22 protein-coding genes are annotated in these 25,307 nt (G+C 60.2%); 10 read left to right on the forward strand and 12 right to left on the reverse strand.

The features are described from left to right. Positions 1–162 precede the first annotated feature (162 nt). From TSA66_RS23090 to TSA66_RS23110, 5 genes are all read right to left on the reverse strand, one after another. Positions 163–630, reverse strand: coding sequence for a hypothetical protein (locus tag TSA66_RS23090; RefSeq protein ID WP_040041708.1), 468 nt, complete (start codon positions 628–630; stop codon positions 163–165). Positions 631–782: 152 nt separating this feature from the next. Next, positions 783–1,034 (reverse strand): hypothetical protein, encoded by a 252-nt coding sequence (locus TSA66_RS23095; protein ID WP_040041709.1) that lies wholly within the window; start codon positions 1,032–1,034, stop codon positions 783–785. Positions 1,035–1,518: 484 nt separating this feature from the next. After that, positions 1,519–1,836, reverse strand: a complete 318-nt coding sequence (locus TSA66_RS23100) for a hypothetical protein (RefSeq protein WP_040041710.1) — start codon at positions 1,834–1,836, stop codon at positions 1,519–1,521. A 196-nt stretch (positions 1,837–2,032) separates the two neighbouring features. Then, positions 2,033–2,719: a C39 family peptidase gene (locus TSA66_RS23105; RefSeq protein WP_198358871.1), complete on the reverse strand. Its 687-nt coding sequence runs from the start codon at positions 2,717–2,719 to the stop codon at positions 2,033–2,035. Positions 2,720–2,790: 71 nt separating this feature from the next. Next, positions 2,791–3,777 (reverse strand): LysR family transcriptional regulator, encoded by a 987-nt coding sequence (locus TSA66_RS23110; RefSeq protein WP_052452542.1) that lies wholly within the window; start codon positions 3,775–3,777, stop codon positions 2,791–2,793. A gap of 840 nt (positions 3,778–4,617) precedes the next feature. On the opposite strand from TSA66_RS23110, the gene TSA66_RS23115 reads away from it, so the two are divergent. The 3 genes from TSA66_RS23115 (at position 4,618) to TSA66_RS23125 (ending at position 7,983) form a co-directional block, all read left to right on the forward strand. After that, positions 4,618–5,541 (forward strand): LysR family transcriptional regulator, encoded by a 924-nt coding sequence (locus TSA66_RS23115; RefSeq protein WP_040041711.1) that lies wholly within the window; start codon positions 4,618–4,620, stop codon positions 5,539–5,541. A 93-nt stretch (positions 5,542–5,634) separates the two neighbouring features. Further along, complete coding sequence (locus TSA66_RS23120) at positions 5,635–6,402, forward strand: class II glutamine amidotransferase (RefSeq protein WP_040041712.1); 768 nt, start codon at positions 5,635–5,637, stop codon at positions 6,400–6,402. A 297-nt stretch (positions 6,403–6,699) separates the two neighbouring features. After that, positions 6,700–7,983, forward strand: a complete 1,284-nt coding sequence (locus tag TSA66_RS23125; protein WP_040041713.1) for an EAL and HDOD domain-containing protein — start codon at positions 6,700–6,702, stop codon at positions 7,981–7,983. 36 nt (positions 7,984–8,019) lie between these two features. Here the strand turns inward: TSA66_RS23125 and metH are convergent, their stop codons facing one another. From metH to def, 3 genes are all read right to left on the reverse strand, one after another. Then, positions 8,020–11,790, reverse strand: a complete 3,771-nt coding sequence (gene metH, locus TSA66_RS23130; RefSeq protein ID WP_040041714.1) for a methionine synthase — start codon at positions 11,788–11,790, stop codon at positions 8,020–8,022. 317 nt (positions 11,791–12,107) lie between these two features. Beyond that, a complete protein-coding gene (gene fmt, locus TSA66_RS23135) occupies positions 12,108–13,061 on the reverse strand; it encodes a methionyl-tRNA formyltransferase (protein ID WP_040041715.1) in 954 nt (317 codons plus the stop codon). 45 nt (positions 13,062–13,106) lie between these two features. Beyond that, positions 13,107–13,649: a peptide deformylase gene (gene def, locus TSA66_RS23140; RefSeq protein ID WP_040041716.1), complete on the reverse strand. Its 543-nt coding sequence runs from the start codon at positions 13,647–13,649 to the stop codon at positions 13,107–13,109. A gap of 179 nt (positions 13,650–13,828) precedes the next feature. Here def and TSA66_RS23145 point away from each other — a divergent pair, with 179 nt between their 5' ends. From TSA66_RS23145 to TSA66_RS23165, 5 genes are all read left to right on the forward strand, one after another. Beyond that, positions 13,829–14,959: a LysM peptidoglycan-binding domain-containing protein gene (locus TSA66_RS23145; protein ID WP_040042912.1), complete on the forward strand. Its 1,131-nt coding sequence runs from the start codon at positions 13,829–13,831 to the stop codon at positions 14,957–14,959. Between the two features lie 8 nt (positions 14,960–14,967). Continuing rightward, positions 14,968–16,080 carry a DNA-processing protein DprA gene (gene dprA, locus TSA66_RS23150; RefSeq protein ID WP_040041717.1) on the forward strand — a complete coding sequence of 371 codons (1,113 nt, stop codon included), beginning with the start codon at positions 14,968–14,970 and terminating at the stop codon, positions 16,078–16,080. Positions 16,081–16,290: 210 nt separating this feature from the next. Then, a complete protein-coding gene (locus tag TSA66_RS23155) occupies positions 16,291–16,767 on the forward strand; it encodes a DUF494 family protein (protein ID WP_040041718.1) in 477 nt (158 codons plus the stop codon). A 324-nt stretch (positions 16,768–17,091) separates the two neighbouring features. Then, the gene (locus TSA66_RS23160) at positions 17,092–19,704 is read left to right on the forward strand and encodes a DNA topoisomerase III (RefSeq protein WP_040041719.1); all 2,613 of its coding nucleotides are present in this window, start codon (positions 17,092–17,094) and stop codon (positions 19,702–19,704) included. Between the two features lie 264 nt (positions 19,705–19,968). Continuing rightward, positions 19,969–20,184, forward strand: a complete 216-nt coding sequence (locus TSA66_RS23165) for a glycine zipper 2TM domain-containing protein (RefSeq protein ID WP_040041720.1) — start codon at positions 19,969–19,971, stop codon at positions 20,182–20,184. A 26-nt stretch (positions 20,185–20,210) separates the two neighbouring features. Here TSA66_RS23165 and TSA66_RS23170 read toward each other — a convergent pair whose 3' ends face one another. After that, a complete protein-coding gene (locus tag TSA66_RS23170) occupies positions 20,211–21,131 on the reverse strand; it encodes a cation diffusion facilitator family transporter (protein ID WP_040041721.1) in 921 nt (306 codons plus the stop codon). 285 nt (positions 21,132–21,416) lie between these two features. Between TSA66_RS23170 and TSA66_RS25840 the strand changes: the two genes are divergently transcribed. Further along, positions 21,417–21,866, forward strand: a complete 450-nt coding sequence (locus tag TSA66_RS25840) for a hypothetical protein (RefSeq protein ID WP_157691760.1) — start codon at positions 21,417–21,419, stop codon at positions 21,864–21,866. A gap of 250 nt (positions 21,867–22,116) precedes the next feature. Here TSA66_RS25840 and TSA66_RS23185 read toward each other — a convergent pair whose 3' ends face one another. The 3 genes from TSA66_RS23185 to TSA66_RS23195 form a co-directional block, all read right to left on the reverse strand. Next, positions 22,117–22,593, reverse strand: coding sequence for a methylated-DNA--[protein]-cysteine S-methyltransferase (locus TSA66_RS23185; RefSeq protein ID WP_040042913.1), 477 nt, complete (start codon positions 22,591–22,593; stop codon positions 22,117–22,119). A 2-nt stretch (positions 22,594–22,595) separates the two neighbouring features. Next, positions 22,596–24,080 (reverse strand): AlkA N-terminal domain-containing protein, encoded by a 1,485-nt coding sequence (locus tag TSA66_RS23190; RefSeq protein ID WP_052452544.1) that lies wholly within the window; start codon positions 24,078–24,080, stop codon positions 22,596–22,598. 91 nt (positions 24,081–24,171) lie between these two features. After that, entirely contained in the window at positions 24,172–24,531 is a 360-nt protein-coding gene (locus tag TSA66_RS23195) for a DUF1304 domain-containing protein (RefSeq protein WP_040041724.1), read from the reverse strand. A gap of 47 nt (positions 24,532–24,578) precedes the next feature. Here TSA66_RS23195 and TSA66_RS25845 point away from each other — a divergent pair, with 47 nt between their 5' ends. Then, complete coding sequence (locus tag TSA66_RS25845) at positions 24,579–25,259, forward strand: TetR/AcrR family transcriptional regulator (RefSeq protein ID WP_084199843.1); 681 nt, start codon at positions 24,579–24,581, stop codon at positions 25,257–25,259. Positions 25,260–25,307: the final 48 nt, after the last annotated feature.

Genomic DNA, 25,307 nt, shown 5'->3' on the forward strand with positions numbered 1-25,307 from the left:
GTATGAAATTTAGATGGAGCCCCGTTCGATTTTTAGGCTTTGATCCAGTTTTTGAATTCGTTTCGCTGCATAAGGACTCGGCACTGCGCAGCGACGGCAAAGGACGGCGCGACTACTTGTAGTATCGAGAGCGGCCCGGACAGGCCGCATGCGGAAGGAGCATCAAAGATGCTGCTGCGAGACGGTGACGGAGGAATTGCCGGTGCTGTAGATATACAGATAATTGGTGCCATTGGCTCCAACCTGTTGAATCTTGAGCGCCTCTCCCGGTTGCAACACATGGGTGGTCATCGCATCATCTGACTGCGATAACGACGACGCTGGCGTTTCCGCCCAATGGACGGCGACAAGGCCGCTCGACGCCAACCGCATCAGCCACGCTAGTTGGTCTCCCGTCAGCCCAAGATCGGCACGCATTCCCTGCAGTACGTCGATGGCATTCGCAAACCGTGCCAACACCGGTTGGGCACCGGCCGTGACGCGATCCATGTCCTGTGTACTGAGCACGACCGGCTCTGTAGCCAGCGCTGAAGCGGAGCACGCCAGTAGCGGCAATATTGCTAGCCTATGTTTCAAGTCGAATTTCATTTCATTTTCCTCTTTGCCGCCGTAGTCAGCGGCAGAAGCCATGCGAAATGCAGATTTACCCTTATTGATGGAAACCTCGGAGCGGCTCTGTGCGCATGCAGCCGATTCTCTTGCTAATGCAAAAACAAAAAAACGGGTTCATCACCCGTTTGATCATGTACTGCCGGCCCTCATGGAGGGCCGGCCCACACTAATTAATTGCGCTGAATGATAAAAGCGTTGTTGCTGTTGCGAGAAACCGCAACAGTGCGACCGGAGATCAGGCCGATCGCAGCAACCGGTGCGTTAATGCCCTGAGTCAGCTGCACGATATTAAAGTTCAGCAAACCGGCAGTGACACCATCCATTTGCGCAGTAGTCAGCTGCACCGGCTCCGCTGCAAACGCCATCGACGACAGCGACAGCAGTGATGCGGATACCAGGGAAGTGATCAGCGATTTTTTCATTTTGCATTTCTCCTAGACATAAGCGTTGAAAAGTAACGAAACGCAAACACGGTTTGTGCCGCGATTCCCTATCACTTTAGCCAGTGCCACTCGAAAAATAAGTATGAAATTTAGATGATGCCTCGCGCGCTTTCTCGGTGTTTGATCCAGTTTTTTAATCGATCGGGGGTGCTGCTTCCCGCGCTGTTTACCAGGTGCAGCAGCGGATGAAATGCACCATCTGCCAAGGCGCCATAGCGCCGTCAGGATCGCTTAGCGAGAAGAATCTGGCTGTCGCAGCCATGTCGCAGTTAACCGAATAGGAGATAAGCTGGGAGAGTTGAAAGAGACGTCGTTAGATGTACTTCGACGTAGCCAGCAAGCGATGCCAACGGTTGCATCTTATGCCGGCCAAGGGGGGCCAGACTATAGATAAGTTTGTACGAGGTGGTCAACGCGTGCTTTGAGCAGACGGCCATCCCTCCGCTCAAAGCACTCGTTCACACTACCGCTGCCACACCGATGCGAAGTTGGTGGGGATGCTATAGACAAGCGCAGTGTTGTTGCTGCCGATCTGGACGACGGTTACCGGGGCATAAATGATTTGAATAATCGAAGCGAAATTCATATTGCCGAAGGCTTGCGCGAAGCCTGATGGAAGCGCATTTTGCCGCGCATGCCGCCCTCCGGCAGTCACGCTATCCATATCATGCGCGGACAACAGCATTGGCTCGTTAGGGGAAACTTCGGTCGCGGCAAACGCCATCGACGACAGGGTCAGCAAAGGCAAGGCGATGAGACTGGTTACCAGTGATTTTTTCATTCATTTCTCCTTAACCGGCTCGAAAAAGTATGTTGAGTACGGGACATGAATTGCTTCATGTCCCTCCATACTTTATCCAGTACTTGATCGAATGATAAGTACGAAATTTCGATCATCAGCAGGAGAAGAAGGCGCTTTCCTTCGAATTTTTCAATGTGTACGACGCCGTCAAACTTTGGTATCGCGCTGGAATGACTTAACGCAAAGTTAGGAAATCATTTTCCTTCGGCGCCAGCTGATTCGGCGGCATGACGCCATCGCGTCGCTGCACCGTGAAGCCGATGCGGCCGAGCGAGGGGTATTCGATCCAATGCCCCATGAATTCATCGACCGTCATGGTGCGGTTGCCCCAGGCAGGATCGGCGAGCAGCGCGCGATCGCGATACATGCCGCGGAAGACGACGAAGTGGTTATAGCCGTGTGTCTGAATCGGCACGATCAGCGGCGCCTTCGCAACCAGGTCCTTGAGCTGCAGCTTACCGTAGCCGCTGCCCAGATACCCTCGCGCATCGACATGACGCTTCAGGTCCAGAAGCGAAAAGCCTTCCCGGCTCTGGATCAGCTGCGGGTTTTTGATGTACTCCTCCCGCTTCATCAGTGACAGCGCCACTTCCTTCTCGGTGACCGGATCGCCGTGCTGATACTTCAGCAAGGTTGCCAGCGCCGCTGCGCCGCAGCTCAGGTCCCACTGCTGTATCACCACGTTCTCATGGCGCATTTCAAGCAGCGACTTCACAACACGCTCTCCGGCGAAAGCCTGAGCGGCCAACAACAGGTAAAACAATGCACAGCATCCGGCGCACAGCAGGTTAAAGGCGAGGCGCCGCCAGAGAGCCACTGCGGCCGTTTGTTCTGCAGCATAAGGCTGATCCGTTCTTTTCATGCGATGTCTCCGTATGGGCGTGGCGGCTAAATGGTGGGATGTGGTCATACTTTGATAGTGCGCATCGAGCGCTATTGCTCGATGCGCTGCGTAACAAGACTGCGCAGCACTTCGGCAAATCGGCTCGCCGCAGGCGTTGTCGACCAGGGGCGTCCATGGATCAGATACAGCACTGTCTTGTATCCAGCCTTTTCGCTTACCGGCAAGCGCGCCAGCAAGCCTTGCTCCAGCCATTGCTCCACCCGGTGCTGCGGTAGCCAGGCATAGCCAAGCCCTTCGCGCACCGCTGCCACCACCGTGTCAAAACTGTTGAGCAGCCAGCAGCGCGCCTGGGCCGAGCCGGCGGCGTCCGGGCGGTCGGCGTCGCTGCTGGGCGCAAGCCCGATCTGGACGTGCTGCGCGAGATCGGCGGCCGTCACTTCGCGGCCCAGCTTGAACAATGGATGATCCGGATGCGCCACGGGAATGTGCGCGACTTCCACCAGCGGCTCGCCCAACAGCCCGAGCGGCACATGCTCGCTGATGGCGAGGTCGACGCTCAGGTCATGCAGCACTTCTTCCGTTTGCGACACCGGCACCTCGCGCAGCTTGACCTGCGCGGCGCCCTGTCCGCTGAGCGTAAACTCGCGCAATGCCTGCATCAGCAATGGCGTCGGAAAGTTTTGATCAACGACCAGCCGCACTTCGCCGCCACAGCCCTGCCCTAGGTTCTTGGCGAAAGTCTCGAGCTCGACGGCTTCTTTCAGCACGTGGCGCGAGCGGTCCAGCAGGGCGCGCCCCTCGCTCGTCAAAATCGCCTTGCGTCCGTCGATCTTCAGCAAGGGCACGCCGAGTTGCTCCTGCAACTTGGATATGGTGTAACTGATGGTGGACTGGCTGAGGTGAAGCGATTTCGCTGCTTCGGCATACCCGCCGCAGTCGATGACGGCATGCAAAATGCGCCATTGCTTGAGGCTGACATAGATGTTCTGCACATCGTGCGGCCTGGAATATAACCGCGAACGGATGCCATTCGGACGTAGCGATTGCTCCGAACGTTCTTTTCTTGATTGCGTCATTTTTCATCCTTTACAGTTGTGCCAACCGCGAGGTGGTGTAACGGATTACAAAATTTCGTGCATGGAAACCCATGCGTTTCTGGGCCCACACCTAAAGCAAAACCTACACCCATCACACAAGGCCCTGATTTGTTTTGGCTTTTTTTATGGAAACTAGAGGTTCAGGTCCAAGGCTGTATCAGCCGCGTCACACACATTCGTGACCAGGATGAAACCCATAGTCGGAACATGCAGACAGCCATGGCATGACGGCAACGCCGGCTGCCCGCTAACCCTTATGCGACCGTCCCCGCCCCTCCAACCGCCATGGCGGCGAGCAATGTCAAAAAACGTAACGCGAATGAAGCACCTGCATTGCTCACGGATGGCGGAAATGCCCGCCGCGTGCCGGGCATTGCACGCATAAGCGACGTCATAAAAAAACCCCGCCATGCCTGTGTATGCAGATCATGACGGGGAACCGGAGATGAATCCCTGATAGTGCAAAACAGCGCGGCGCAACGGGAATGCCCCCCGTCCGCTGCATGGCTTCGAGGGAGAGGCGGAGATGCATTCGCATCCAAAGAAGGCGATTTCACCCGGATGCGCTTCCGCGCCACGCCGTCATCCCTGCGCCCCCCTATTTGGCAAGAGCTATGCCCGAATGGATAAGCTGTTGATTCGGTTGATATATCGCGCAGCACTCGAAGCCAGCGGTTGAGGATCTGTCACAAGCTGTATCGATTGCGTGCTGGACCGTGCTTTATCGTACATAGCCGTACTTGGATTGCGCATTCGCAAAAAACGCAGAATAATCGCATCCACTATTTCCGCCCCTGAAACAATAAGGAAGCTACAGGCATGGACAGATTGCAATCGATGCGCGTGTTCGCGAAGGTGGTTGAGCAAGGCAGCTTCGCGCGCGCCGCGCAGATGCTCGACATCTCCAATGCCGTGGTCACCCGCCACGTCGCTGATCTGGAAGAGCACCTTGGCACGCGCTTGCTCAATCGCACCACGCGCCGCCTGTCGCTGACGGAAACCGGGCATGCCTATCTGGAGCGCGTGCTGCAAATCCTGCAGGAGGTCGAAGATGCGGAGGCGATTGCGTCGGCACATTCGAAGAAACCCACGGGCACGCTGCGCATTTACTCGCAAATCGGATTCGGGCAACTCCATCTTGCGCGGTTGCTGCGCGAATACGCGAAGCTCTGTCCTGACGTTGTGCTGGATGTGACGCTGTCGGATCGCAATGTCGATCTGGTCGAGGATGGCTTCGATGTGGGCATTTTCATCGATTTCCAGAAATTCGATGCCAGCATGATTGCGCGTCAGCTCGGTGTCACCGAAGTCGTGCTGTGCGCGTCGCCGGAATATGTAAAGCAGCACGGCATGCCGACCGAGCTGGAGGACATATCCCGTCATATCTGCCTGAATTTTTCCATCGAGCAGGTACGCCATCACTGGCCGGTCAAACAGGCCGATGGCACCACGATCCAGATTCCGATCAACTGCAAGGTAGTGTCCAACAATGGCGACTTGCTGCGCCAGTGCGCGCTGGAAGGGATGGGAGTCGTGCTGCGGCCATCGTTTGCCCTGCGCGACGACCTGGCTGCCGGCCGGCTGGTGCGGCTGCTGCCGGACCAGCATCTCCAGAGCCTGTCGGTAGTGATGGTCTATCCGAGCCGGCGCCTGCTGTCGGCCAAGGTGCGCAGCTTTGTCGATTTCATGTCGCACCAATTTCCCCGCCCGGAAAGCGATCCCTGGCTCGCCCCCGAAACTTGACACGGGCGCGGCCCGCCATCCAGTTGCACCAATCCGTCCCCCGTTATGCGACGGACGTGGTACCGTATTGAATCATCGTTTGCGCTCACTACCATGTGCCAATTGCTCGGCATGAATTGCAACGTCCCGACGGACATCGTGTTCAGCTTTACCGGCTTTGCCACGCGCGGCGGCCGCACCGACGTGCATGCCGACGGCTGGGGGATCGCGTTTTTCGAGGGCAAGGGAGTGCGCCATTTCGTCGATTACGAAGCCGCGGTCGCCTCGCCGATCGCCGACCTCATCAAGCGCTACCCGATCAAATCCAGGAACGTCATCGCGCATATTCGCAAGGCGACGCAAGGCCGCATCGCGCTGGAAAACTGCCATCCTTTCGTGCGCGAGCTATGGGGTCATTACTGGGTGTTTGCGCATAACGGCGACCTGAAGGATTTTGCGCCGCCGCTCAATGGCGCATTCCGGCGCGTGGGCACCACCGACAGCGAATGGGCCTTCTGCTACCTGCTGCAGGAATTGCGGCGGCGCTTCGGCGACTCGCCTCCGGCACAGCCCGCATTGACGGCAGCGCTGCGCGAGCTGTGCCGCGACATCGCCGCACACGGCACCTTCAACATGATGCTATCGGACGGCTCGGCGCTGTTTGCCCACTGCTCGACGGATCTGCACTACATCGTGCGCCAGCACCCGTTTTCCACCGCCAAGCTGTCGGATGAAGACATGAGCGTCGACTTTTCCACGGTCACCACGCCGAACGACCGGGTAGCCATCATTGTCACCGCGCCGCTGACCACGAACGAGGACTGGACGCGCTTTACTGCCGGTGAGCTGAAGGTTTTCGTGGATGGAATGCCGGTGGCATAGAACAATAAGCGCAGGCTAATGCGCCGCACAATAAAAAATTGTCACCAGGAAACAAAAATGCGTTAAATTATAGGCAAAGAAGCATCGGAAGTTTTGCATCTGCCTGCAGCGACGAAGTGCGCACAGGCCGTATGTGTTGCAGGAACTGCTGGCGAACGTGGCGCCTGTTGCCCACTCTGCCGCACAGTCCGCGCTCATACGACCTGTGCGCACTTGGCTACATCCGAAAGGCTGGAAGGCCTTGACTGGATAGCCGCGCTCCGCACACTTGATTACGGCAATAACAATAATGTCGAAATGAATGCCACTTCCACGACCGGCAACGCTTCGCCCCGCCCATTACGGGTACGGGATTTTTTCCTTGCGCGCCAGCCCATTCTCGACCGCGGTCAATCGCTGGTCGCGTACGAGCTACTGTTTCGCAACGCCGACACCAATGCCGCCAATGTCACCAGTGATTTATCGGCAACGGCAGCCGTAATCGCGCATACCTCGCAGCTGGGAATCGAAAAGGTGATCGGCGAGTCGCTCGGCTACCTGAACGTGGATGCCGCGGTCCTGATGAGCGACATCTTCCAGTTCCTGCCCAAGGAAAAAGTGGTGCTGGAAATCGTCGAGACGACGAAGGCGACGCCGGAAATCATCGAGCGCATCCAGTTCCTGGTGAAGCAAGGCTTTCGCTTTGCGCTGGACGATGTCATCACCGATAACGAGGATGTGCAGAAGCTGCTGCCGCTGGCCGACATCGTCAAGATCGACCTGCGCGACATGCCGCTGTCGGCGCTGCTAAAGCTGACGCCGAAGTTCCGTCTCGCAAAGAAAAAGCTGCTGGCCGAAAAAGTCGAGAATCGGGAACAGTTCGACACCTGCCTCGAACTCGGCTTCGATTATTTCCAGGGCTATTACTTCGCCAAGCCAGCCATCCTCTCCGGCAAAAAACTGTCGCCGTCGCAGCTGGCCATCATGAAGCTGATGACGCAGGTCACGTCGGATGCGGACAACAGTGAAATCGAACACAGCATCAAGCAGGATGTCTCGCTGTGCTTTAATTTGCTGCGCCTGGTGAATGCACCCGCCATCGGCGTGCGGCACCGCATCGATTCGGTCAGCCAAGCGTTGCTGGTGCTGGGCCGCCACCAGTTGCAGCGCTGGCTGCAAATCATGCTGTATGCCGAACCCTGCAAGAAGGGGCAAAGCATGACGCCGCTGCTGACGCTGGCGGCAACCCGCGGCAAGCTGCTGGAATTGATTGCGCACCGGATCGAGCCGCACCAGCGTCACATCGGCGACACGGCGTTCACCGTCGGCATCATGTCGCTGATGGACACCCTGTTCAGCATGCCGATGCAGGAAATCCTGGAACAGGTCGCCGTGGTCGATGCGGTCAGCGACGCGCTGCTGCACCGCACGGGCCGTTACGGCGACATGCTGCGGCTGGCCGAACACATGGAGCGCATCGAAGAGGCGGGATCGATGCTGGAAGATCTGGTCGGCAAACTCGGGCTTTCCAGCAACGACTTGAATGATCTGCAGTTAAGCGCCTTCGAATGGGGCGACATCGTGGCGCGCAACGCGGCATAGCCGGAGAGCGTACCGCTCCCGCGGCTTGCCTTTCATTTACAAGTTTGGCGCCAGCCAGCGCTCCACATCTTCCTTCGGCACACCGCGCCGCGCTGCCATGTCGGCCACCTGGTCCGCGCCGATCTTGCCGACCACGAAGTACTTCGACGCCGGATGCGCGAAGTAAAAGCCGGACACCGACGCGCCGGGGAACATCGCGAACGATTCAGTCACCTGCATGCCGATCTCGTCGCAGTGCAGCAGCTTGAACATGTCGGCCTTCACGGTATGCTCCGGGCAGGCCGGATAACCCGGCGCCGGGCGGATGCCGCGATACGCCTCCCCGATCAGGGCTGCGCTGTCGAGCGCCTCGTCCGGCGCATAGCCCCACAATTCCCTGCGCACGCGCTCATGCAGATGCTCGGCAAATGCCTCGGCCAGGCGGTCGGCAAGCGACTTCAGCATGATGCTGCTGTAGTCGTCATAGGCATCCAGGAAGCGCTTCTCATGCTTCTCGATACCGAGGCCGGCGGTGACCGCGAACAGGCCGATGTAGTCGGCAATGCCCGATGATTTCGGCGCGATGAAATCGGACAGGCACTGGTTGGGGCGCTGCACGCCGTCGATCACCGGCTTGGCCGTCTGCTGGCGCGTGCCGTAGTAAGTGAATGCCACTTGCGTGCGTGTGTCGTCGGTATAAATCTCGATGTCGTCGTCGTTGACCGTGTTGGCCGGCAACAGCGCGATGACGCCGTTGGCGGTGAGCCAGCGCCCCTCGATCACCTTCTTGAGCATCGCCTGCCCTTCCTCGTACACCTTGCTCGCCGCTTCGCCGACCACTTCGTCCTTCAGGATCGCCGGGAATGCGCCCGCCAGGTCCCAGGTCTGGAAGAAGGGGCCCCAGTCGATGTAATTGGCAAGGGTGGCGAGATCGACGTTCTTGAACACGCGGCGGCCAATGAACTTCGGCTTCACCGGTGCGGCGTCTCCGGTAAACGCCAGCTTGGCCTTGTTCGCGCGCGCCTCGGACAGCGAAATCAGCGGCACCGTCTTCTTGTTCGCATGCTGCTCGCGGATGCGCGCGTAATCGGTCTTGATCTCTTCGATGTACTGGTCGCGCTGCTCCTGCGTCAAGAGCGACTGCGCCACCGACACCGAGCGCGACGCATCCGGCACATATACCACCGGGCCTTCGTAGTTCGGCGCGATCTTGACCGCGGTATGCGCGCGGCTGGTAGTGGCGCCGCCGATCAGCAACGGAATTTTGAGCATGCGGAAGTGTGGGTCGCGCTGCATTTCCTTCGCCACATGAGCCATCTCTTCCAACGACGGTGTGATTAGGCCGGACAGCCCGACGATGTCGGCGTTTTCCGCCTTCGCCTTGGCCAGAATCTCGGAGCACGGCACCATCACGCCCATGTTCACCACTTCGAAGTTATTGCACTGCAGGACCACCGACACGATATTCTTGCCGATGTCGTGCACGTCGCCCTTGACGGTGGCGATCACGATCTTACCCTTCGGCTTGGCGACGATGCCGGTCCTGGCTTCTTCCAGGCGCTTTTCTTCCTCGATGAACGGGATCAGGTGCGCCACCGCCTGCTTCATTACGCGCGCCGACTTGACCACCTGCGGCAGGAACATCTTCCCTTGTCCGAACAGGTCGCCGACGATGTTCATGCCGTCCATCAGCGGGCCCTCAATCACGTTGATCGGGCGGCCGCCGGATTCGAGCACCTTGACGCGCATTTCCTCGGTATCTTCAACGATCCATTGCGTGATGCCGTGTACCAGCGCGTGCGCCAGACGCTTCTCGACCGGATCGGCGCGCCATTCGAGGTTCTGTTCTTCCTTCTTGCCGCCGGCTTTCAAGGTCGCGGCGAATTCGATCATGCGCTCGGTTGCATCCGGACGGCGGTTCAGCACCACGTCTTCCACGCGCTCGCGCAACTCGGGCGCGAGCTCGTCGTACACGCCGACCATGCCGGCGTTGACGATGCCCATGGTCAGGCCGGCCTTGATCGCGTGGTACAGGAACACGGTGTGAATCGCCTCGCGCGCCGGATCGTTGCCACGGAAGGAGAAGGAGACATTCGACACGCCGCCGCTGATCTTCGCGTGCGGCAGGTTTTCACGGATCCAGCGCGTGGCGTTGATGAAATCGACCGCGTAGTTGTTGTGTTCCTCGATGCCGGTGGCGATCGCGAAAATGTTCGGATCGAAAATGATGTCTTCCGGCGGGAACCCGACCTTCTCGGTCAGCAGCTTGTAGGCGCGTGCGCAGATTTCAGTCTTGCGCTCGAAAGTGTCGGCCTGCCCGGTTTCATCGAACGCCATCACGATCACGGCGGCGCCGTAGCGGCGGCACAGCTTGGCCTGGCGCAGGAATTCCTCCTCGCCTTCCTTCATCGAGATCGAGTTGACCACCGCCTTGCCCTGCACGCACTTCAGGCCGGCTTCGATCACCGACCATTTCGACGAGTCGATCATGATCGGCACGCGCGCGATATCCGGCTCGGAAGCGATGAGATTGAGGAAGCGCGTCATCGCCGCGACCGAGTCGAGCATCGCCTCGTCCATGTTGATGTCGATGATCTGCGCGCCGTTTTCAACCTGCTGGCGCGCCACCGACAGCGCCTCATCGTACTGCTCGTTCAAGATCATGCGCGCAAACGCCTTGGAACCGGTCACGTTGGTGCGCTCGCCGACGTTTACGAACAGCGAATTCTCGTCGACGACAAACGGCTCCAGCCCCGACAGCTTCATCGACGGCGCAAGCTCGGGCACCTTGCGCGGCGCAATCTTGCCGACCACCTCGGCGATGGCCCTGATGTGATCGGGCGTGGTGCCGCAGCAGCCGCCGGCGATATTCACGAACCCGCTCTCGGCGAAATCCTTCAGCAGGGAGGAAGTCACATCGGGCGTCTCATCGAAGCCGGTGTCGGACATCGGATTGGGCAGGCCGGCGTTCGGATAGACGCAGACGAAGGTGTCGGCAATCTTCGACAACTCTTCCGCGTAGGGGCGCATCAGCGCAGCGCCCAAGGCGCAGTTCAGACCGATCGTGAGCGGCTTCGCGTGACGCACCGAATGCCAGAATGCCTGCACGGTCTGGCCGGACAGGATGCGGCCGGAGGCATCGGTGACCGTGCCGGAAATCATGATTGGCAGGTGCTTGCCGGATTCTTCGAAGAAGGTATCGATGGCGAACAATGCCGCCTTGCAGTTCAAGGTATCGAAAATGGTTTCCACCAGCAGCACGTCGGCGCCGCCTTCGACCAGCGCACGGGTCTGTTCCAAGTAGGCGGCCACAAGCTGGTCGAACGTGACGTTGCGCGCCGCCGGGTCGTTCACATCAGGAGAAATCGACGCGGTCTTCGGCGTCGGCCCGAGCGCGCCGGCAACGAAGCGCGGCTTGTCCGGCGTCGAATACTTGTCACAGGCGGCGCGCGCGAGTTTCGCAGCCTGCACGTTCATCTCGTACACGAGGTGCGCCATGTGGTAATCGTCCTGCGCCACGCTGGTCGCACCGAAGGTATTCGTTTCGATCAGGTCGGCACCGGCGGCGAGGTACTTTTCATGGATTTCGCTGATGATCTGTGGCTGGGTCAGCGTCAGCAATTCGTTATTACCCTTGACGAACAACTCCTTGCCCGTTCCCGGGGCGCCGTCCGCCGCGAAATCCTTAAAGCGCGCGCCGCGGTAATCCTCTTCCGTCAGCTTGTATTGCTGAATCATGGTGCCCATCGCGCCATCGAGAATCAGGATGCGTTGGGCCAGCAAATCGCGCAAGAGCGCTTCGGTAGAGGAAATGGCGTCGCGTTTCATTATGTATCTCAAGAAAACAAAAAACCCGGACGGCAACAAAGCGGGTCCGGGTTCATAAGCGTTCCGCTTTAGCTGTATTTGTGTGGGAGGACTGCCTCCCGGCGCCCGCAAGCTGGGTTTGACTTTTCAATCAAATCGGCGCTGTGAAAATTATACGGGAGATCAATGTCTTGCGTCAGCAGATATCGCGTTCACCCCGATTTTTGCAAAGCACCCGGCGCTGGATTAGCGCGCGCCGGTGGCGACGCCGTATCCCCAAAGAAATTAATTGCTATTGTTTTAACAAGTAAAGACCTTACATCGACACCTTTGCGAATTCAATCGAAGCGCTGGCCTTCCATGGGGAATCCCTTGAGGAATTCAGCGACGGGCAAACGCTTGCCCCCTGGCTTTTGCAATTCGGTCAGACGCAGCGCCTCTTCGCCGCACGCAACGACGACGCCGTCCTGCGCGGTGGCGGCCAGTACTTGACCAGGCGCCTTTCCTGGCGCTCCCGGAACAACCTCGGTGCGCCACAGCTTGATTGGCACGCCATTAAATGCAGCAGATGCGCCCGGGAAGGGATTGAATGCGCGGATCTTGCGCGCCAGCACCTGCGCCGGTTGAGCAAAGTCCAGCGCCGCCTCTTCCTTGCTGATCTTGGCGGCATAATTGGCGCCGGCGTCGTGCTGCGGCGTTGACGGCAATTCGCCGCGCTCTAGCTTGTGCAGTGCGTCGACAATCAATTTGCCCCCCAATTCGGCCAACTTGTCGTGCAAGGTGCCGGTAGTGTCGTCGGCTGCAATCGGCACGCGCCCGATCAGGCGCATCGACCCGGTGTCGAGCCCCTCTTCCATCTGCATGATGGTCACGCCGGTTTCCGTGTCGCCAGCCTCGATGGCGCGGTGAATCGGCGCTGCGCCGCGCCAGCGCGGCAGCAGCGATGCATGAATATTGATGCAGCCGTACCTGGGTATGTCGAGCACGCTGTGCGGCAGGATCAGGCCATAGGCGGCGACGACCATCACATCGTGCGGCGTCGCCTGCAGCAAGGCATGCGCCTGCTGTGCGACTTCCGGATATTTGCCATCGAGCCGCAATGACACCGGCTGCGCCACGGGAATGTCGTGCGCCAATGCGAACTGCTTGACGGGGGAAGCCTGCAACTGCATGCCGCGGCCGGCCGGGCGGTCGGGCTGGGTCAGGACGAGGGGGATTTCAAAGCCTGCTTCATGCAGCGCGTGGAGCGCAACTGCGGCAAATTCGGGGGTACCGGCGAAGATGATTTTCATGGGGGTGGATTGTACCCCCATCGATGCGGCGTCGTTAGCGCACCGTCAACGGGTGGCGACCTCGGCGGTGCGCTTGCGGTCGCGGCTCATTTCCCGTTCTTCCTTCAGGAGCTTGGTCTTGATCCGGTTGCGCTTCAGGGGCGACAGGTATTCGACGAACACCTTGCCTTTCAGGTGATCCATTTCGTGCTGAATGCACACCGCCAGCAAGCCGTCGGCTTCCAGCTCGAACGCCTTGCCGTCAAGGCCGAGCGCCCGCACCCTGACCCGCGCCGGCCGCTCCACGCCATCATAAATGCCGGGCACCGACAGGCAGCCTTCGTCATACACCTGCTTTTCTTCGCTGGCCCAGACGATTTCCGGGTTAATAAATACCCGCAGATCGTCATGCGTTTCCGACGTATCGATCACCACCAGTTGTTCATGCACATCCACCTGCGTTGCGGCCAGGCCGACGCCCGGGGCGTCGTACATGGTCTCGGCCATGTCGGCTGCCAGCTTCTTCAAACGCTCGTCGAATACTGTGACCGGCTTGGCCACTTTATGCAAACGCGGATCGGGATAACGCAGGATATTTAATAAAGACATACGGCTTTTGTACAACAATGCGACAGGATAAGAGTGTCGTTTCTCTTGCTAGTTCAAAGATTTATGTGCAGAATTTGATTCACTTTGACAAGTTTTTGCTGTCAACTCTTTGCACACTGACAATACGCTGCGGCGCCAAGAATCATTTGAATACCAGCCGCACGCTCACTGGACAGATCATGAAAAAGTTTAGCACAGCCGCTCTCATTCTCGCTCTCGCCTCCGCCCACGGTTTGGCGGCCACCAACGACGAAGCGGCGAATGGATCGCGCTGCGCCTTTTTGCCCAACGCGCCGGACCAGCATGTGGTGGTGCGTGGCGATACGCTGTGGGACATTTCCGGCAAGTTCCTCAAGCACGCATGGTGCTGGCCTCAGGTCTGGGGCATGAATAAGGAGGATATCCGCAATCCCCACTGGATCTATCCCGGCCAGATCGTCTATTTCGACCGTAAAACCGGGCGCCTGAGCCTGAACAAGCCCGGGGCCGGCGACACGAATACCGGCGGCGGCATTCCAACCTTGCGCCTGGAACCGCAAGTCCGCACCGAAGGATTGGGAAAGCTGGCCGTGCCATCGATTCCATCGGGCGTCATCGAACCGTTCCTGTCGCAACCGCTCGTTGTCGAAGAAAAGGGATTGAGCGAAACGCCGCGCATCATGGCGACCCAAGAAGGCCGCGTCATCCTCGGCAAGAACGACACCGCTTATGTGCGCGGCGACCTGAAAGGCGGCACCTCGTTCCAGGTATTTCGCCCCGGCACACCGCTCAAAGACCCCGTGACCAACGCAGTCATTGCTTATGAAGCTGCCTATCTCGGCACGGTGAAACTTGAGCGCCCGGCGAAAACTCCAGACGAAGCGCACGGCTTCCGGGTGGTCAGCGTCAAGCAGGAAATGGGTGTCGGCGACCGCCTGCTGCCGGTGCCGCCCACGCCGATTCTCAATTACGTGCCGCACCCGCCCGAAAGAGCGCTCGACGCCCGCATCGTATCGATCTATGGCGGCGTGTCGCAAGCCGGCCAGAACCAGATCGTCAGCATCAACCGCGGCCAAAAGGATGGCGTCGACCTGGGCACCGTGCTCGAACTGTACCGGCTGGGCCGCGTCGTGACGGACAAGACCGACAACAGTTCGTGGTCCATCGGTTCCCTCGGCAAGAAGCAAGTCAAGCTCCCGGACACGCAGTACGGCACCCTGTTCGTGTTCCGCGTATTCGAAAACATTTCTTACGGCCTGGTCATGCAAGTAGCCGACAGCGTGCAGATCGGCGACATCGCAAAGTCTCCGGATCCGGATGCCGCCGACTAAGCAGCAGGATGACGCCAGCCGATTGGGCCGATGACTTCGCACACTGGCTGCGCCTGGAACGCACACCGGGCGTAGGCAGCGCGACCGCGCGCAAGCTGCTCGCCGCCTTCGGCCTGCCGCAGAACATTTTCACAGCCAGCCATGCCGCATTGCGGGAAGTGGTTTCCGAGCGCGTGGCCGAGGCCTTGCTCGCGCCGCTTGCGGACGAAACCAGAGCGCTGACAGACCGAACGCTGGACTGGGCCGCTCAACCCGGCAACCGGGTGTTGACCCTGGCCGATACCGACTACCCGAAAGCCTTGCTCGATATCGCCGACCCGCCGTGCATCCTGTACGTCAAGGGAAGAATCGAATTGCTGTCGAGCCCGGCGCTAGCCGTGGTCGGCAGCCGCAATGCCACCGCGCAGGGCATCAGCAATGCAGAAAAATTTTCCGAAACACTGAGCCAGGCGGGCCTTACCATCATCTCCGGCATGGCGCTCGGCATTGATGCAGCGGCGCATCAAGGCGGACTGCGCGGTTGCGGTTCGACAGTCGCGGTCATCGGCACCGGCGCGAACATCATCTATCCGAACCGCAACCGCGCACTGGCGCACATGATCGCCGAAGGCGGCTGCATCGTCAGCGAGTATGCGCTCGGCACGCCGGTCATGTCAGCCAACTTCCCGCGCCGCAATCGCATCATTTCCGGACTGGCGCAAGGCGTCCTCGTGGTCGAGGCGGCCGCGCAATCCGGCTCGCTGATCACCGCGCGCATGGCTGCCGAACAAGGGCGCGACGTGTTTGCGATTCCGGGCTCGATCCACTCGCCCTTGTCCAAGGGCTGTCACCTGCTCATTAAGCAAGGCGCCAAGCTGGTCGAGTCGGCGCAAGACGTGCTCGAAGAACTCAAGCACCACGGGCCGGCGCAATGCCCGCCTGCTGCGGCGGCGCCTGCCGCAGCAGGCATGGCTTCCCGCACGCTGGATGCGATGGGCTACGATCCTATCGATCTCGACACGCTCGCTGCGCGTTGCGAGCTGGACATCGCCGCATTGCATGCCGAATTGCTCACGCTGGAACTGGACGGCTACGTCGAAGTACTGCCGGGCGGGCTGCTCAGACGCCTCACTACATCCTGATACATTTCACATTGTGCGTATCTTTGGTTTTGAGATATGCTTCTACATAAGGCTTCATCCCATTTTGTACTGTCGCTGGGCTTGGCACATCTTTTCCTGATTAAACTCGTGTTGATTGACAAGAAAAGATACATCACGAGAGTGTCAGTTATTCGCAACCCGGTCGTCGCGCAGCTTGTTTGAAGGCGGCCTTAACGCTACAGTAGAATCATGTTTGACGTTCTCGTTTATCTCTACGAAACCTATTACCGGCCTGAAGCCTGTCCGGATTCGGAGGCTCTGGTAAAAAAATTATCAGCCGTCGGTTTTGAGGAAGAAGAGATCTCCAAGGCGCTGGGTTGGTTGACCGACCTGGCTGAAGCCACCAACGAATATTCCGACCGTTTCCCGCAGCAAGCCGCGTTTTCCTCTGGCACGCGCATCTATGCGCAGCAGGAATTCGATGTGCTCGGCACCGAAGGCGTCGGCTTTTTGCAATTCCTGGAATCGGCCAAGGTCATCAACCCGATCCAGCGCGAAATCGTGATCGAACGCGCCCTCGCCATCAGCGAGAGCCAAGTTTCGCTCGACAAGCTGAAAGTCATCGTACTGCTGGTCCTGTGGAGCCAGGGTAAGGAACCGGACGGCCTGATCTTCGACGAACTGTTTTCAGACGACGAAGACGCGGAACCGCGCCTGCTGCACTAATCCCGCAACCTGCCTGGCTGTTGTCGAACAGCCAAGCATTCCCTGCCTGCCAGTTTTCCCCCTCGCTTGCGGATTCCGTCGCAACACGCTTATCATTGGCCGCTAAACCGAAGTCATCCGACAAATGTTGGTGAACTTGCAGCAAACTTGGCCGTCGCATGATGTTGCGGCCTTACGCTAGCTTGCCGCCTCATCGTTGATATTTGAAAGATGGGTTCCAGATACTTGCTATATTAGCGAGGCTTGTAATTGAGCAATTTCATGCCTTGCTCGGTTGCATACTTTATATTGCGCGCCTGTTTGCCCCCATTTGAGAACACCGTTATGACTAAGACCCTCATCATCGCAGAGAAGCCCTCTGTCGCGAACGATATCGCGAAGGCGCTCGGCGGCTTTACCAAGCACGATGAGTATTTCGAATCCGACGAGTACGTGCTGTCCTCCGCCGTCGGCCACCTGGTCGAAATCGCCGTGCCGGAAGAATACGACGTCAAACGCGGCAAATGGACTTTCACGCATTTGCCCATGATCCCGCCGCACTTTGCGCTGAACCCGATCGCAAAAACGGAATCGCGCCTGAAGGTGCTGACCAAGCTGTTAAAGCGCAAGGACGTTACCGCTCTCATCAACGCATGCGACGCGGGCCGCGAGGGTGAACTGATTTTCCGCCTGATCGTGCAATATGCGAAAGCCAAGCAACCGATCAAGCGCTTGTGGCTGCAGTCGATGACGCCCGGTGCGATCCGTGACGGCTTTGCACGCCTGCGCGAAGACCGCGACATGCTGCCGCTGGCCGACGCCGCCCGCTGCCGCAGCGAAGCGGACTGGCTAATCGGCATCAACGGCACGCGGGCCATGACGGCGTTTAACTCGAAGGAAGGCGGCTTTTACCTCACCACCGTCGGCCGGGTGCAGACGCCGACGCTGTCGATCGTGGTCGAGCGCGAGGAAAAGATCAAGAACTTCGTGTCGCGCGACTACTGGGAAGTGCGTGCCGAATTCGTGTGCGCGGCCGGCATCTATGAAGGACGCTGGCTCGACACCAAGTTCAAAAAGGACGAGACCGATCCGGAGAAAAGGGCTGAACGCCTGTGGAGCAAGGCCGCCGCCGAATCGATCGTCGCCGCTTGCCGCGGCAAGATGGGGACCGTCACGGAAGAATCGAAGCCGGCCACACAACTGGCGCCGGCACTGTTCGATTTGACCAGCCTGCAGCGCGAAGCCAACGCGCGCTTCGGCTTCTCGGCAAAAAACACGCTGGCGCTGGCGCAGGCGCTGTACGAAAAGCACAAGGTGCTTACCTATCCGCGTACCGATTCGCGTCATCTGCCGGAAGACTATCTGCATACGGTCAAGCAGACGCTAGACGTCATCGCGGAAAACAACAACTATCACCAGTTCGCCAAGCAGATCCTGAAGAACGACTGGGTCAAGCCGAACAAGCGCATCTTCGACAACAAGAAGATCAGCGACCACTTCGCCATCATCCCGACCGGGCAACTGCCGAAAAGCCTGTCCGAGCCGGAGCAGAAGCTGTACGACATGGTCACGCGCCGCTTCATGGCCGTGTTCTTCCCCGCCGCGGAATACCTGGTCACCACGCGCTTTACGGACGTGTCGGGCCACTCCTTCAAGACCGAAGGCAAGGTGATGACCAATCCGGGCTGGCTGGCCATCTACGGCAAGGAAGCGGCGAACGACGAAGACAAGGAAAACGCCGGCACGCTGGTGCCCGTCGCCAAGGGCGAACAGGTCAAGACCGACAAGGTCACGGCCAATGGCCTGGTGACGAAACCGCCGGCACGCTATACGGAAGCGACGCTGCTGTCGGCCATGGAAGGCGCCGGCAAGCTGGTCGACGACGAAGACCTGCGCGAGGCGATGGCGGGCAAGGGCCTGGGTACGCCAGCCACGCGCGCGGCAATCATCGAAGGCTTGTTGAACGAAAAATACCTGCTGCGCGAAGGCCGCGAACTGATTCCGACCGCAAAGGCGTTCCAGCTGATGACCTTGCTGCGCGGCCTGGGTGTCGATGAACTGACCTTGCCGGAATTGACCGGCGAGTGGGAATACAAGCTGTCGCAGATGGAGCGCGGCAAGATCAGCCGCGAGGAATTCATGCGCGAAATCGCGCAGATGACGCAGATTATCGTCAAGCGCGCCAAGGAATATAACAACGACACCATCCCCGGCGATTATGCGACGCTGAAGACGCCGTGCCCCAATTGCGGCGGCGTGGTGAAGGAAAACTACCGGCGATTTGCCTGCACCAAGTGCGAATTTTCGATGACGAAGGTGCCCGGCGGGCGCCAGTTCGAGATCGCGGAAGTCGAAGAGCTTCTGGCCAAGCGCGAGATCGGCCCGCTGCAGGGCTTCCGCTCCAAGATGGGCCGGCCGTTCGCGGCGATCCTGAAAATCGTGCGCGACGAAGAGAACAACAACTGCAAGCTGGAATTCGACTTCGGCCAGAATCAGGACGAAGGCGAGGAAGGCGAAGGCGTCGATTTTTCCGAACATACGCCGCTCGGCCCGTGCCCGAAATGCGGCAGCAACGTGTACGAGATGGGCCTGGCCTACGTCTGTGAAAAGACGGTCGCCAAGCCGAAGGCATGCGACTTCCGCAGCGGCCGCATCATCCTGCAGCAGGAGATCGTGCCGGAGCAGATGGCCAAGCTGCTCAACGAAGGCAAGACCGACCTGCTGCCCGGGTTCATTTCACAGCGCACCCGGCGCCCGTTCAAGGCGTTCCTGGTGAAGGACAAGAACGGCAAGGTCGGCTTCGAGTTCGAGGAGCGCAAGGCCAAAGCACCGGCCAAGGGCAAGGCGGCGGCCAAGGAAGATGAAGCCGCGCCGGCAAAGACGGAAAAGAAGGCGGCGGAAAAGCCTGCCGTGAAGAAGGCGGCGGCGAAAAAATCCGTCGCGAAAAAAGCGGCGTAACAGCCCCTTCCCAATCCAGCCCCGGCTCCTGCCGGGGCTTGTCATTTCAGGCGCGCTGACGCGCCCCTTTCCTCGCGTTAAGGCATGGCCTTGGCGCGGTCTTCGTTGTGCGCCCTGGTGGCTTCCAAAGCGCTTGTACATCCTGTCCGACAAATATCCCCGAGGAACTTCATGCTGTAACAGTCAGTCAAATGACAACAATCCACATCGTGAAACGTGCGCCAACCGGCGCGCGTCGTCATTTCTCACTGATCCGGAGGGAATATGTTTTCACGTCGCTTGATATCCATCGCAAGCATGGCCGCATTCGCCGTTTCACTGACAGCCTGTGGCACCCCGAGCCGTCAGACCCTGGGCACTGCCGGCGGTGCCGTACTGGGAGGCGCCGCCGGTAACGCCGTCACCAACGGCAGCACTGCCGGCACGATCGGAGGCGCTGCCCTCGGCGGCGTGATCGGCAACCAGGTGACCAAGCCCTAATCGTCACACGCACGGCACGCGGCGCGTCAGTCCCTGCCCGCTTCGATATCCGGCTCGAAAAAGCACCATTTCGCTTGCGGCCAGCGCGCCTGCAGGCTTTCCTCGACCGCGTTGATCGCATCAACGAGCGCACGGTCGGACTGCTGCGGCCGCATCTTCGCCTGCACGGCGATCATCAGCTGCTCCCCCCATTGCAGCGTGATCAGGTTCATCACGCGCTCGACTTCAGGACGCGCTTCGATATGCGCCTGGATGGCCGCATGCACTTCGGGCGCAGCGGACTCGCCGGTGATCATCGCCTTCACTTCGCGCGTGATGAATACCGCCACCACCATCAGCAGCAGGCCCACGCCGATCGACCCCAAGGCATCCCATACCGGGTTGCCCGTGACCACCGCGAGCGTCACGGCGACAAATGCGAGTGCCAGACCGCACAGTGCGGCGATGTCTTCGCCGGCGACCACCATCAGCTCGGACTGGCGCGTCTCGCGGAACCACTGCATGAATGGCTTGCCGCGCGCAATCTTGCGGATTTCCTTCATTGCCCCATACAGCGAAAACGATTCCAGCACGACCGATACGCCAAGGATCAGGAGCGCCACGGCCGGACTGCTGATCGGCTCCGGATGCCTAAAATGGCTGATCCCTTCGATCACAGAAAACGCGCCGCCCAGGAAGAACAGCAGCAGCGCCACCATCATCGCCCAGAAGTACACGACGCGGCCGTAGCCCATCGGGTGGAATTCATTGGCCGGCTTTTTCGACTCCTTCAAGCCGATCAGCAGGAAGACCTGGTTGGTGCAGTCGGACAGCGAGTGGATCGCCTCGGCCAGCATGGCGCCGGAGCCGGTGTAGAGCGCGGCGCCGAACTTGGCGACCGCAATGCCGCCATTGGCGCCGAGTGCGTAAAAAATCGCTTTGGTGGAACCTTCGGAGTGAGATGACATAAGGTTTGTTATTCAGGGTAAAAGTTGCGCGACCGCTCTCGCGGAATTCCTCTCGTCCTTTGACAGCGCATGCATGTCGGCATCGTGGCTGCAGAGCGATGCGGGAATGTCCATGACGCATTTCCGGATTTCGTCGCCGACGCTGAGGCAGATCACCCGATGATAGCAACTTGCATATGCTCCGGAACTTTCGCTTATTGACAGATTCTACAGAATCGCATGCATGCAACTATGGCATGAAGGGTTTTTCATGCTTTATCGAATTAATTTTTCCAGGAGAAACATATGATGAAATGGACTATCCCTTTGGCATGCGCATTGGTACTGACGGCATGCGGCACTACCGGCGGCGGATCGGGCTCCAGTATGGGCAGTTCGGGCGGCTACGGCACGTCGGGTGCTTCGGGTACTTCTGGCGCTTCGGGCACCTCCGGTTCCTCCGACACCTCCGGCGCGTCCCACTCTTCTTCCGGTTCTTCCAGCGCCTACCCGAGCGGCTCTGGTTCTTCCGGCACTTATCCGAGCGGCTCCGGCTCGTCGAGCACTTCTCCGGGCAGCTCCGGTTCATCAAGCACTTATCCGAGCGGGTCCGGCACGACCGCACCGAGCGATTCGAGCTCGGGCACATCGGGCAGCATGCCGGGTTCGAGCGGATCGTCGACCACCAGCCCCGGCATGACCAATCCCGGCACCGAATCGAGCCCGGCACGCGGCGGCGACAGCGGCTCGAAATAATTAATCAGGCTGGCAGTGGGCCGTGGAACGCATTGGCTAAAACAGTCTTCGCATGCGGCATGGCAGCTTGCCGATCACGCAGGCTGTTTTTCCGACCGCACGGCGCGCCGCCAAGCCTTTCCGCCCCGATTCTGACGTTCGCGCCTTGGCGCATTTCCCATCCGGCCAGCAGCAGGCTTGCAGTCATCTCCTCAACTCGATGACGGCCGCCCTTTCTTCCATCACGCTCGCCCCGTCTTTACCTGCCACGTCAGGCGGCACGTTCGTGGGCTAGCAGGTACTGCTTGCGCGACAAGCCGCCGGCGTAGCCGGACAAGGCGCCGGAACGGCCGAGCACGCGGTGGCATGGCACGATGATCGATACCGGGTTGCGGCCGATGGCGGTGCCGGCAGCACGTATCGCGTTCGGCCTGGCAATGCGCTGCGCAATCGACTGATAGCTGGCGGTGGCGCCGAACGGCAGCGCTTGCAGCGCCTCCCACACGGCGCGCTGGAATGGCGTGCCATCGAGGTCCAGCGCAATGTGGAATGCATGGCGCTGGCCGGCAAAATACTCGTCGAGCTGGCGCGCGGCCTCGCGCAAGCGGGGATGCGCGGCATCCTTGCGCCAGCCCTGCGGGCCATTGAAGTACTTGTGCTGCTCGAAATAAATGCCGCATAAGCCGCGCTCAGTCGTCGCCAGCAGGAGCGGTCCGAGCGGGCTGCAATGTTCGGTGTAGCAGATCATGATCATCCCATCCATAAGGCCAGCGCTGCGTAACCGCGCCACGGCGACCAGGCGGCGGCGCGCGCTGTCAGCTGTTTTTCAGTGAGGCGCTCGCCGCCCTCGGCTGCGGCTTTTTGCAAGCCAAGGTCGCCCGCCGGGAACGCGTCGGGAAAGCGTAGGGCGCGCAGCGCCACATAATGCGCGGTCCAGTCGCCGATACCGCGCACCGATTTCAGGCGCTCGACGGCTTCATCGAGGCCGATGCCAGGGCGCAGCTGCAAGCCGCCCTGCGCGGCGAACCGGGCCAGCGCTGCAATCGTCTGCGCACGCGTGCGCGGCAGTCCGATGGCAGCGATTCCTTCCTCAGCCGCAGCCAGCGCGTCAGCGAGCGGAAAGTGTCGCGCCACTTGCGCAAACGGCGTGACAACCGGCTCCCCGAAGCGGGCAACCAAGCGGCCCGACAAGGTGGTGGCGCCGGCCACGCTGACTTGCTGGCCGAGTACGGCACGCACGGCGAGTTCGAACGCATCGAAAGCGCCGGGTACGCGCAGGCCGGGCCAGTGCGCGATGCGATCGGCCAGCAGCGGATCGCCACACAGGTGCGCATCGATCACGCCGGGGTTGGCATCGAGGTCGAATTGCGCGCGCACCCGCGCCAGCAACGGCATGAGCACCGGCGTCAATGCCGCTGCCACCTCAACCTCAAGTTGTGCGCGCTGCGCGCGATGCGTCACGCGCAGCCATCCTTGCGTTTCGCCGATGCGTATGCTGCGCACGTACGCCTCTTGCCCGTTCTCCGTCAGCACGGCCTCGACGCCGGGAATGGCGCGGCCGGCGAGATAGGCGACGATGCGCTGCCATTGATACGGCGGCCGATAGGCTAGCCGCAACGTCAGCGCCGCGCTTTCGGCGGCAGCGGCCGGCACGGTGGCGCGGCGAATCGTTGTTGGCGCGATGCCGTAACGCTGCGAAAACGAGGCGTTAAAGCGGCGCACGCTGCCAAATCCCGCGGCGTACGCGATCTCGGCCATCGGCAAGGACGTTTCCTGCAACAGCTTTTTCGCAAACAGTAAGCGCTGCGTCTGCGCCAGTTCGATCGGCGTGACGCCGAAGTGCTGCAGCAGCACGCGCCGCAACTGCCGCGAAGACAAGCCGACTTCCCGCGCGAGCCGCTCGACGTCGCCGTCGTTCAGCGCGCCGCCGGCAATGCGCTGCCACACGGCGTGCGCGAGATTCTGCTGCAGCGCGTACGGCGCCAGTTCGGGGCGGCAGCGCAGGCAGGGGCGAAAACCCGCCGCCTCGGCCGCCGCCGCCGAACCGAAGAACTGGCAGGATGATTCGCGCGGCGTCTTCACTGCGCACACCGGGCGGCAGTAAATGCCGGTCGTCTTCACGCCGGTGAAGAACACGCCGTCGAAGCGCGCGTCTTTCGCCGCAAGAGCGCGGTAGCAGGCGGCGCGGTCGAGCGGGAGTGCCCTAGCGGCCGAATTGTCCGTGACGTTTTCCATGGCTTCGTTATACGCGCCACACAAGTCACCGTCTAGCCGTTTTCGGACATCAGTCGCGGCGCCCGGCGCGGCCGCGATCGGCGGGCAACGGTTACGCCAGAAACAGCGCGCCCAGGGCAAGCGCGGCCGGCACGGTCTGCACGTACAGGATGCGCATTTGCACCGTCAGTGCGCCCCAGATGCCGGCGACGGCCACGCATGCCAATCCGAACACGGTAAACGCGTGCCCGACGGCAGCATCGGGATGCAGGAAACCGACGGCAAGCGCGGCAGCCAGGAAACCGTTGTAGCACCCCTGGTTCGACATGGCCGGCGCAAGCGTGGCGACTTGCTCTTTGCGTAAGCCGAAGACCTTGCGTCCTCGCGTCTTGAACAGCACGGTTTCCAGCAGCACGATGTAGACGTGGATCGCCAGCACGAGGCCAGCAAGAATTTTGGCAACCAATAACATTAATTCCCCCGGTTAAAATAGCGAAAAATACAATACATAATGACGTTATGTTAGTCAAAAAAGATAGTAGAAAGAACCTTCCAGAAATGGAACTGCTGGCTGGCCGGCCAGCAGAAAAGCGCGACGGGCGAAAAGAAAACGCCGCCGTCACGCAAGCCGCTCTGCGCGCAGCGGGCAAGGACTTGTTTGCCCGTCTCGGCTACGAAGGCACGTCCGTCGGTGCGCTGTGCACCCAGGCCGGCGTGACCAGCGGCGCGCTGTACCATCATTACGGCGACAAGAAGGGAGTGTTTGCCGCCGTCGCCGTGGAACTCGAATGCAACCTGGTGGAACGGGCGGTGCGCACCCGGCAATCAGTGCTGGCGCGTGGCGGCAGCAGCTGGGAAGGCTTCCTCGCGGCGATCGATGCCTTGCTTGCCGCGGGCATCGATCCCGGCTTGCGCCGCATCGGGTTGGTCGAGGCACCCGCCGTGCTCGGCGCCGACGGCTGGCAGGCGATTCGCGAGCAGCATGGGCATGGCGCCATGACGCGCGTCATCGACGACTTGCAGCGCACGGGCGTGCTCCGTCCCGGCGATCCGCGGCGCGTGGCGTGGCTGGTACTGGGCTTGATTTACAGCGCGATACAGACGCTGCCGAATGAAACCACTGCGGTCGATGCAGCGCTGGCGGATGCACGTCAGATGATGCACGCGATGTTGAACGGTCTGCGCGCCGAGTCGCGATAACGCCCGCGCGGCATCGCCGCCGGGAAAGACATCACGGTGCCGCTGGCC

The organism is Noviherbaspirillum autotrophicum, from assembly GCF_000818395.1.
GTDB classification, from domain to species: Bacteria; Pseudomonadota; Gammaproteobacteria; order Burkholderiales; family Burkholderiaceae_D; genus Noviherbaspirillum; species Noviherbaspirillum autotrophicum.

What these genes read in the sequence shown, in the direction of transcription:
- TSA66_RS23100 (WP_040041710.1), bottom strand. Translation starts at nt 1,836, where the DNA reads ATGAAAAAATCACTGGTAACCAGTCTCATCGCCTTGCCTTTGCTGACC.
- fmt (WP_040041715.1), bottom strand. Translation starts at nt 13,061, where the DNA reads ATGAAAATCATCTTCGCCGGTACCCCCGAATTTGCCGCAGTTGCGCTC.
- TSA66_RS23145 (WP_040042912.1), top strand. Translation starts at nt 13,829, where the DNA reads ATGAAAAAGTTTAGCACAGCCGCTCTCATTCTCGCTCTCGCCTCCGCC.
- TSA66_RS23115 (WP_040041711.1), top strand. Translation starts at nt 4,618, where the DNA reads ATGGACAGATTGCAATCGATGCGCGTGTTCGCGAAGGTGGTTGAGCAA.
- TSA66_RS23105 (WP_198358871.1), bottom strand. Translation starts at nt 2,719, where the DNA reads ATGAAAAGAACGGATCAGCCTTATGCTGCAGAACAAACGGCCGCAGTG.
- TSA66_RS23185 (WP_040042913.1), bottom strand. Translation starts at nt 22,593, where the DNA reads ATGATCTGCTACACCGAACATTGCAGCCCGCTCGGACCGCTCCTGCTG.
- TSA66_RS23195 (WP_040041724.1), bottom strand. Translation starts at nt 24,531, where the DNA reads ATGTTATTGGTTGCCAAAATTCTTGCTGGCCTCGTGCTGGCGATCCAC.
- metH (WP_040041714.1), bottom strand. Translation starts at nt 11,790, where the DNA reads ATGAAACGCGACGCCATTTCCTCTACCGAAGCGCTCTTGCGCGATTTG.
- dprA (WP_040041717.1), top strand. Translation starts at nt 14,968, where the DNA reads ATGACGCCAGCCGATTGGGCCGATGACTTCGCACACTGGCTGCGCCTG.
- TSA66_RS25840 (WP_157691760.1), top strand. Translation starts at nt 21,417, where the DNA reads ATGATGAAATGGACTATCCCTTTGGCATGCGCATTGGTACTGACGGCA.
- TSA66_RS23155 (WP_040041718.1), top strand. Translation starts at nt 16,291, where the DNA reads ATGTTTGACGTTCTCGTTTATCTCTACGAAACCTATTACCGGCCTGAA.
- TSA66_RS23160 (WP_040041719.1), top strand. Translation starts at nt 17,092, where the DNA reads ATGACTAAGACCCTCATCATCGCAGAGAAGCCCTCTGTCGCGAACGAT.
- TSA66_RS23125 (WP_040041713.1), top strand. Translation starts at nt 6,700, where the DNA reads ATGAATGCCACTTCCACGACCGGCAACGCTTCGCCCCGCCCATTACGG.
- def (WP_040041716.1), bottom strand. Translation starts at nt 13,649, where the DNA reads ATGTCTTTATTAAATATCCTGCGTTATCCCGATCCGCGTTTGCATAAA.
- TSA66_RS23165 (WP_040041720.1), top strand. Translation starts at nt 19,969, where the DNA reads ATGTTTTCACGTCGCTTGATATCCATCGCAAGCATGGCCGCATTCGCC.
- TSA66_RS25845 (WP_084199843.1), top strand. Translation starts at nt 24,579, where the DNA reads ATGTTAGTCAAAAAAGATAGTAGAAAGAACCTTCCAGAAATGGAACTG.
- TSA66_RS23190 (WP_052452544.1), bottom strand. Translation starts at nt 24,080, where the DNA reads ATGGAAAACGTCACGGACAATTCGGCCGCTAGGGCACTCCCGCTCGAC.
- TSA66_RS23090 (WP_040041708.1), bottom strand. Translation starts at nt 630, where the DNA reads ATGGCTTCTGCCGCTGACTACGGCGGCAAAGAGGAAAATGAAATGAAA.
- TSA66_RS23170 (WP_040041721.1), bottom strand. Translation starts at nt 21,131, where the DNA reads ATGTCATCTCACTCCGAAGGTTCCACCAAAGCGATTTTTTACGCACTC.
- TSA66_RS23095 (WP_040041709.1), bottom strand. Translation starts at nt 1,034, where the DNA reads ATGAAAAAATCGCTGATCACTTCCCTGGTATCCGCATCACTGCTGTCG.
- TSA66_RS23110 (WP_052452542.1), bottom strand. Translation starts at nt 3,777, where the DNA reads ATGACGCAATCAAGAAAAGAACGTTCGGAGCAATCGCTACGTCCGAAT.
- TSA66_RS23120 (WP_040041712.1), top strand. Translation starts at nt 5,635, where the DNA reads ATGTGCCAATTGCTCGGCATGAATTGCAACGTCCCGACGGACATCGTG.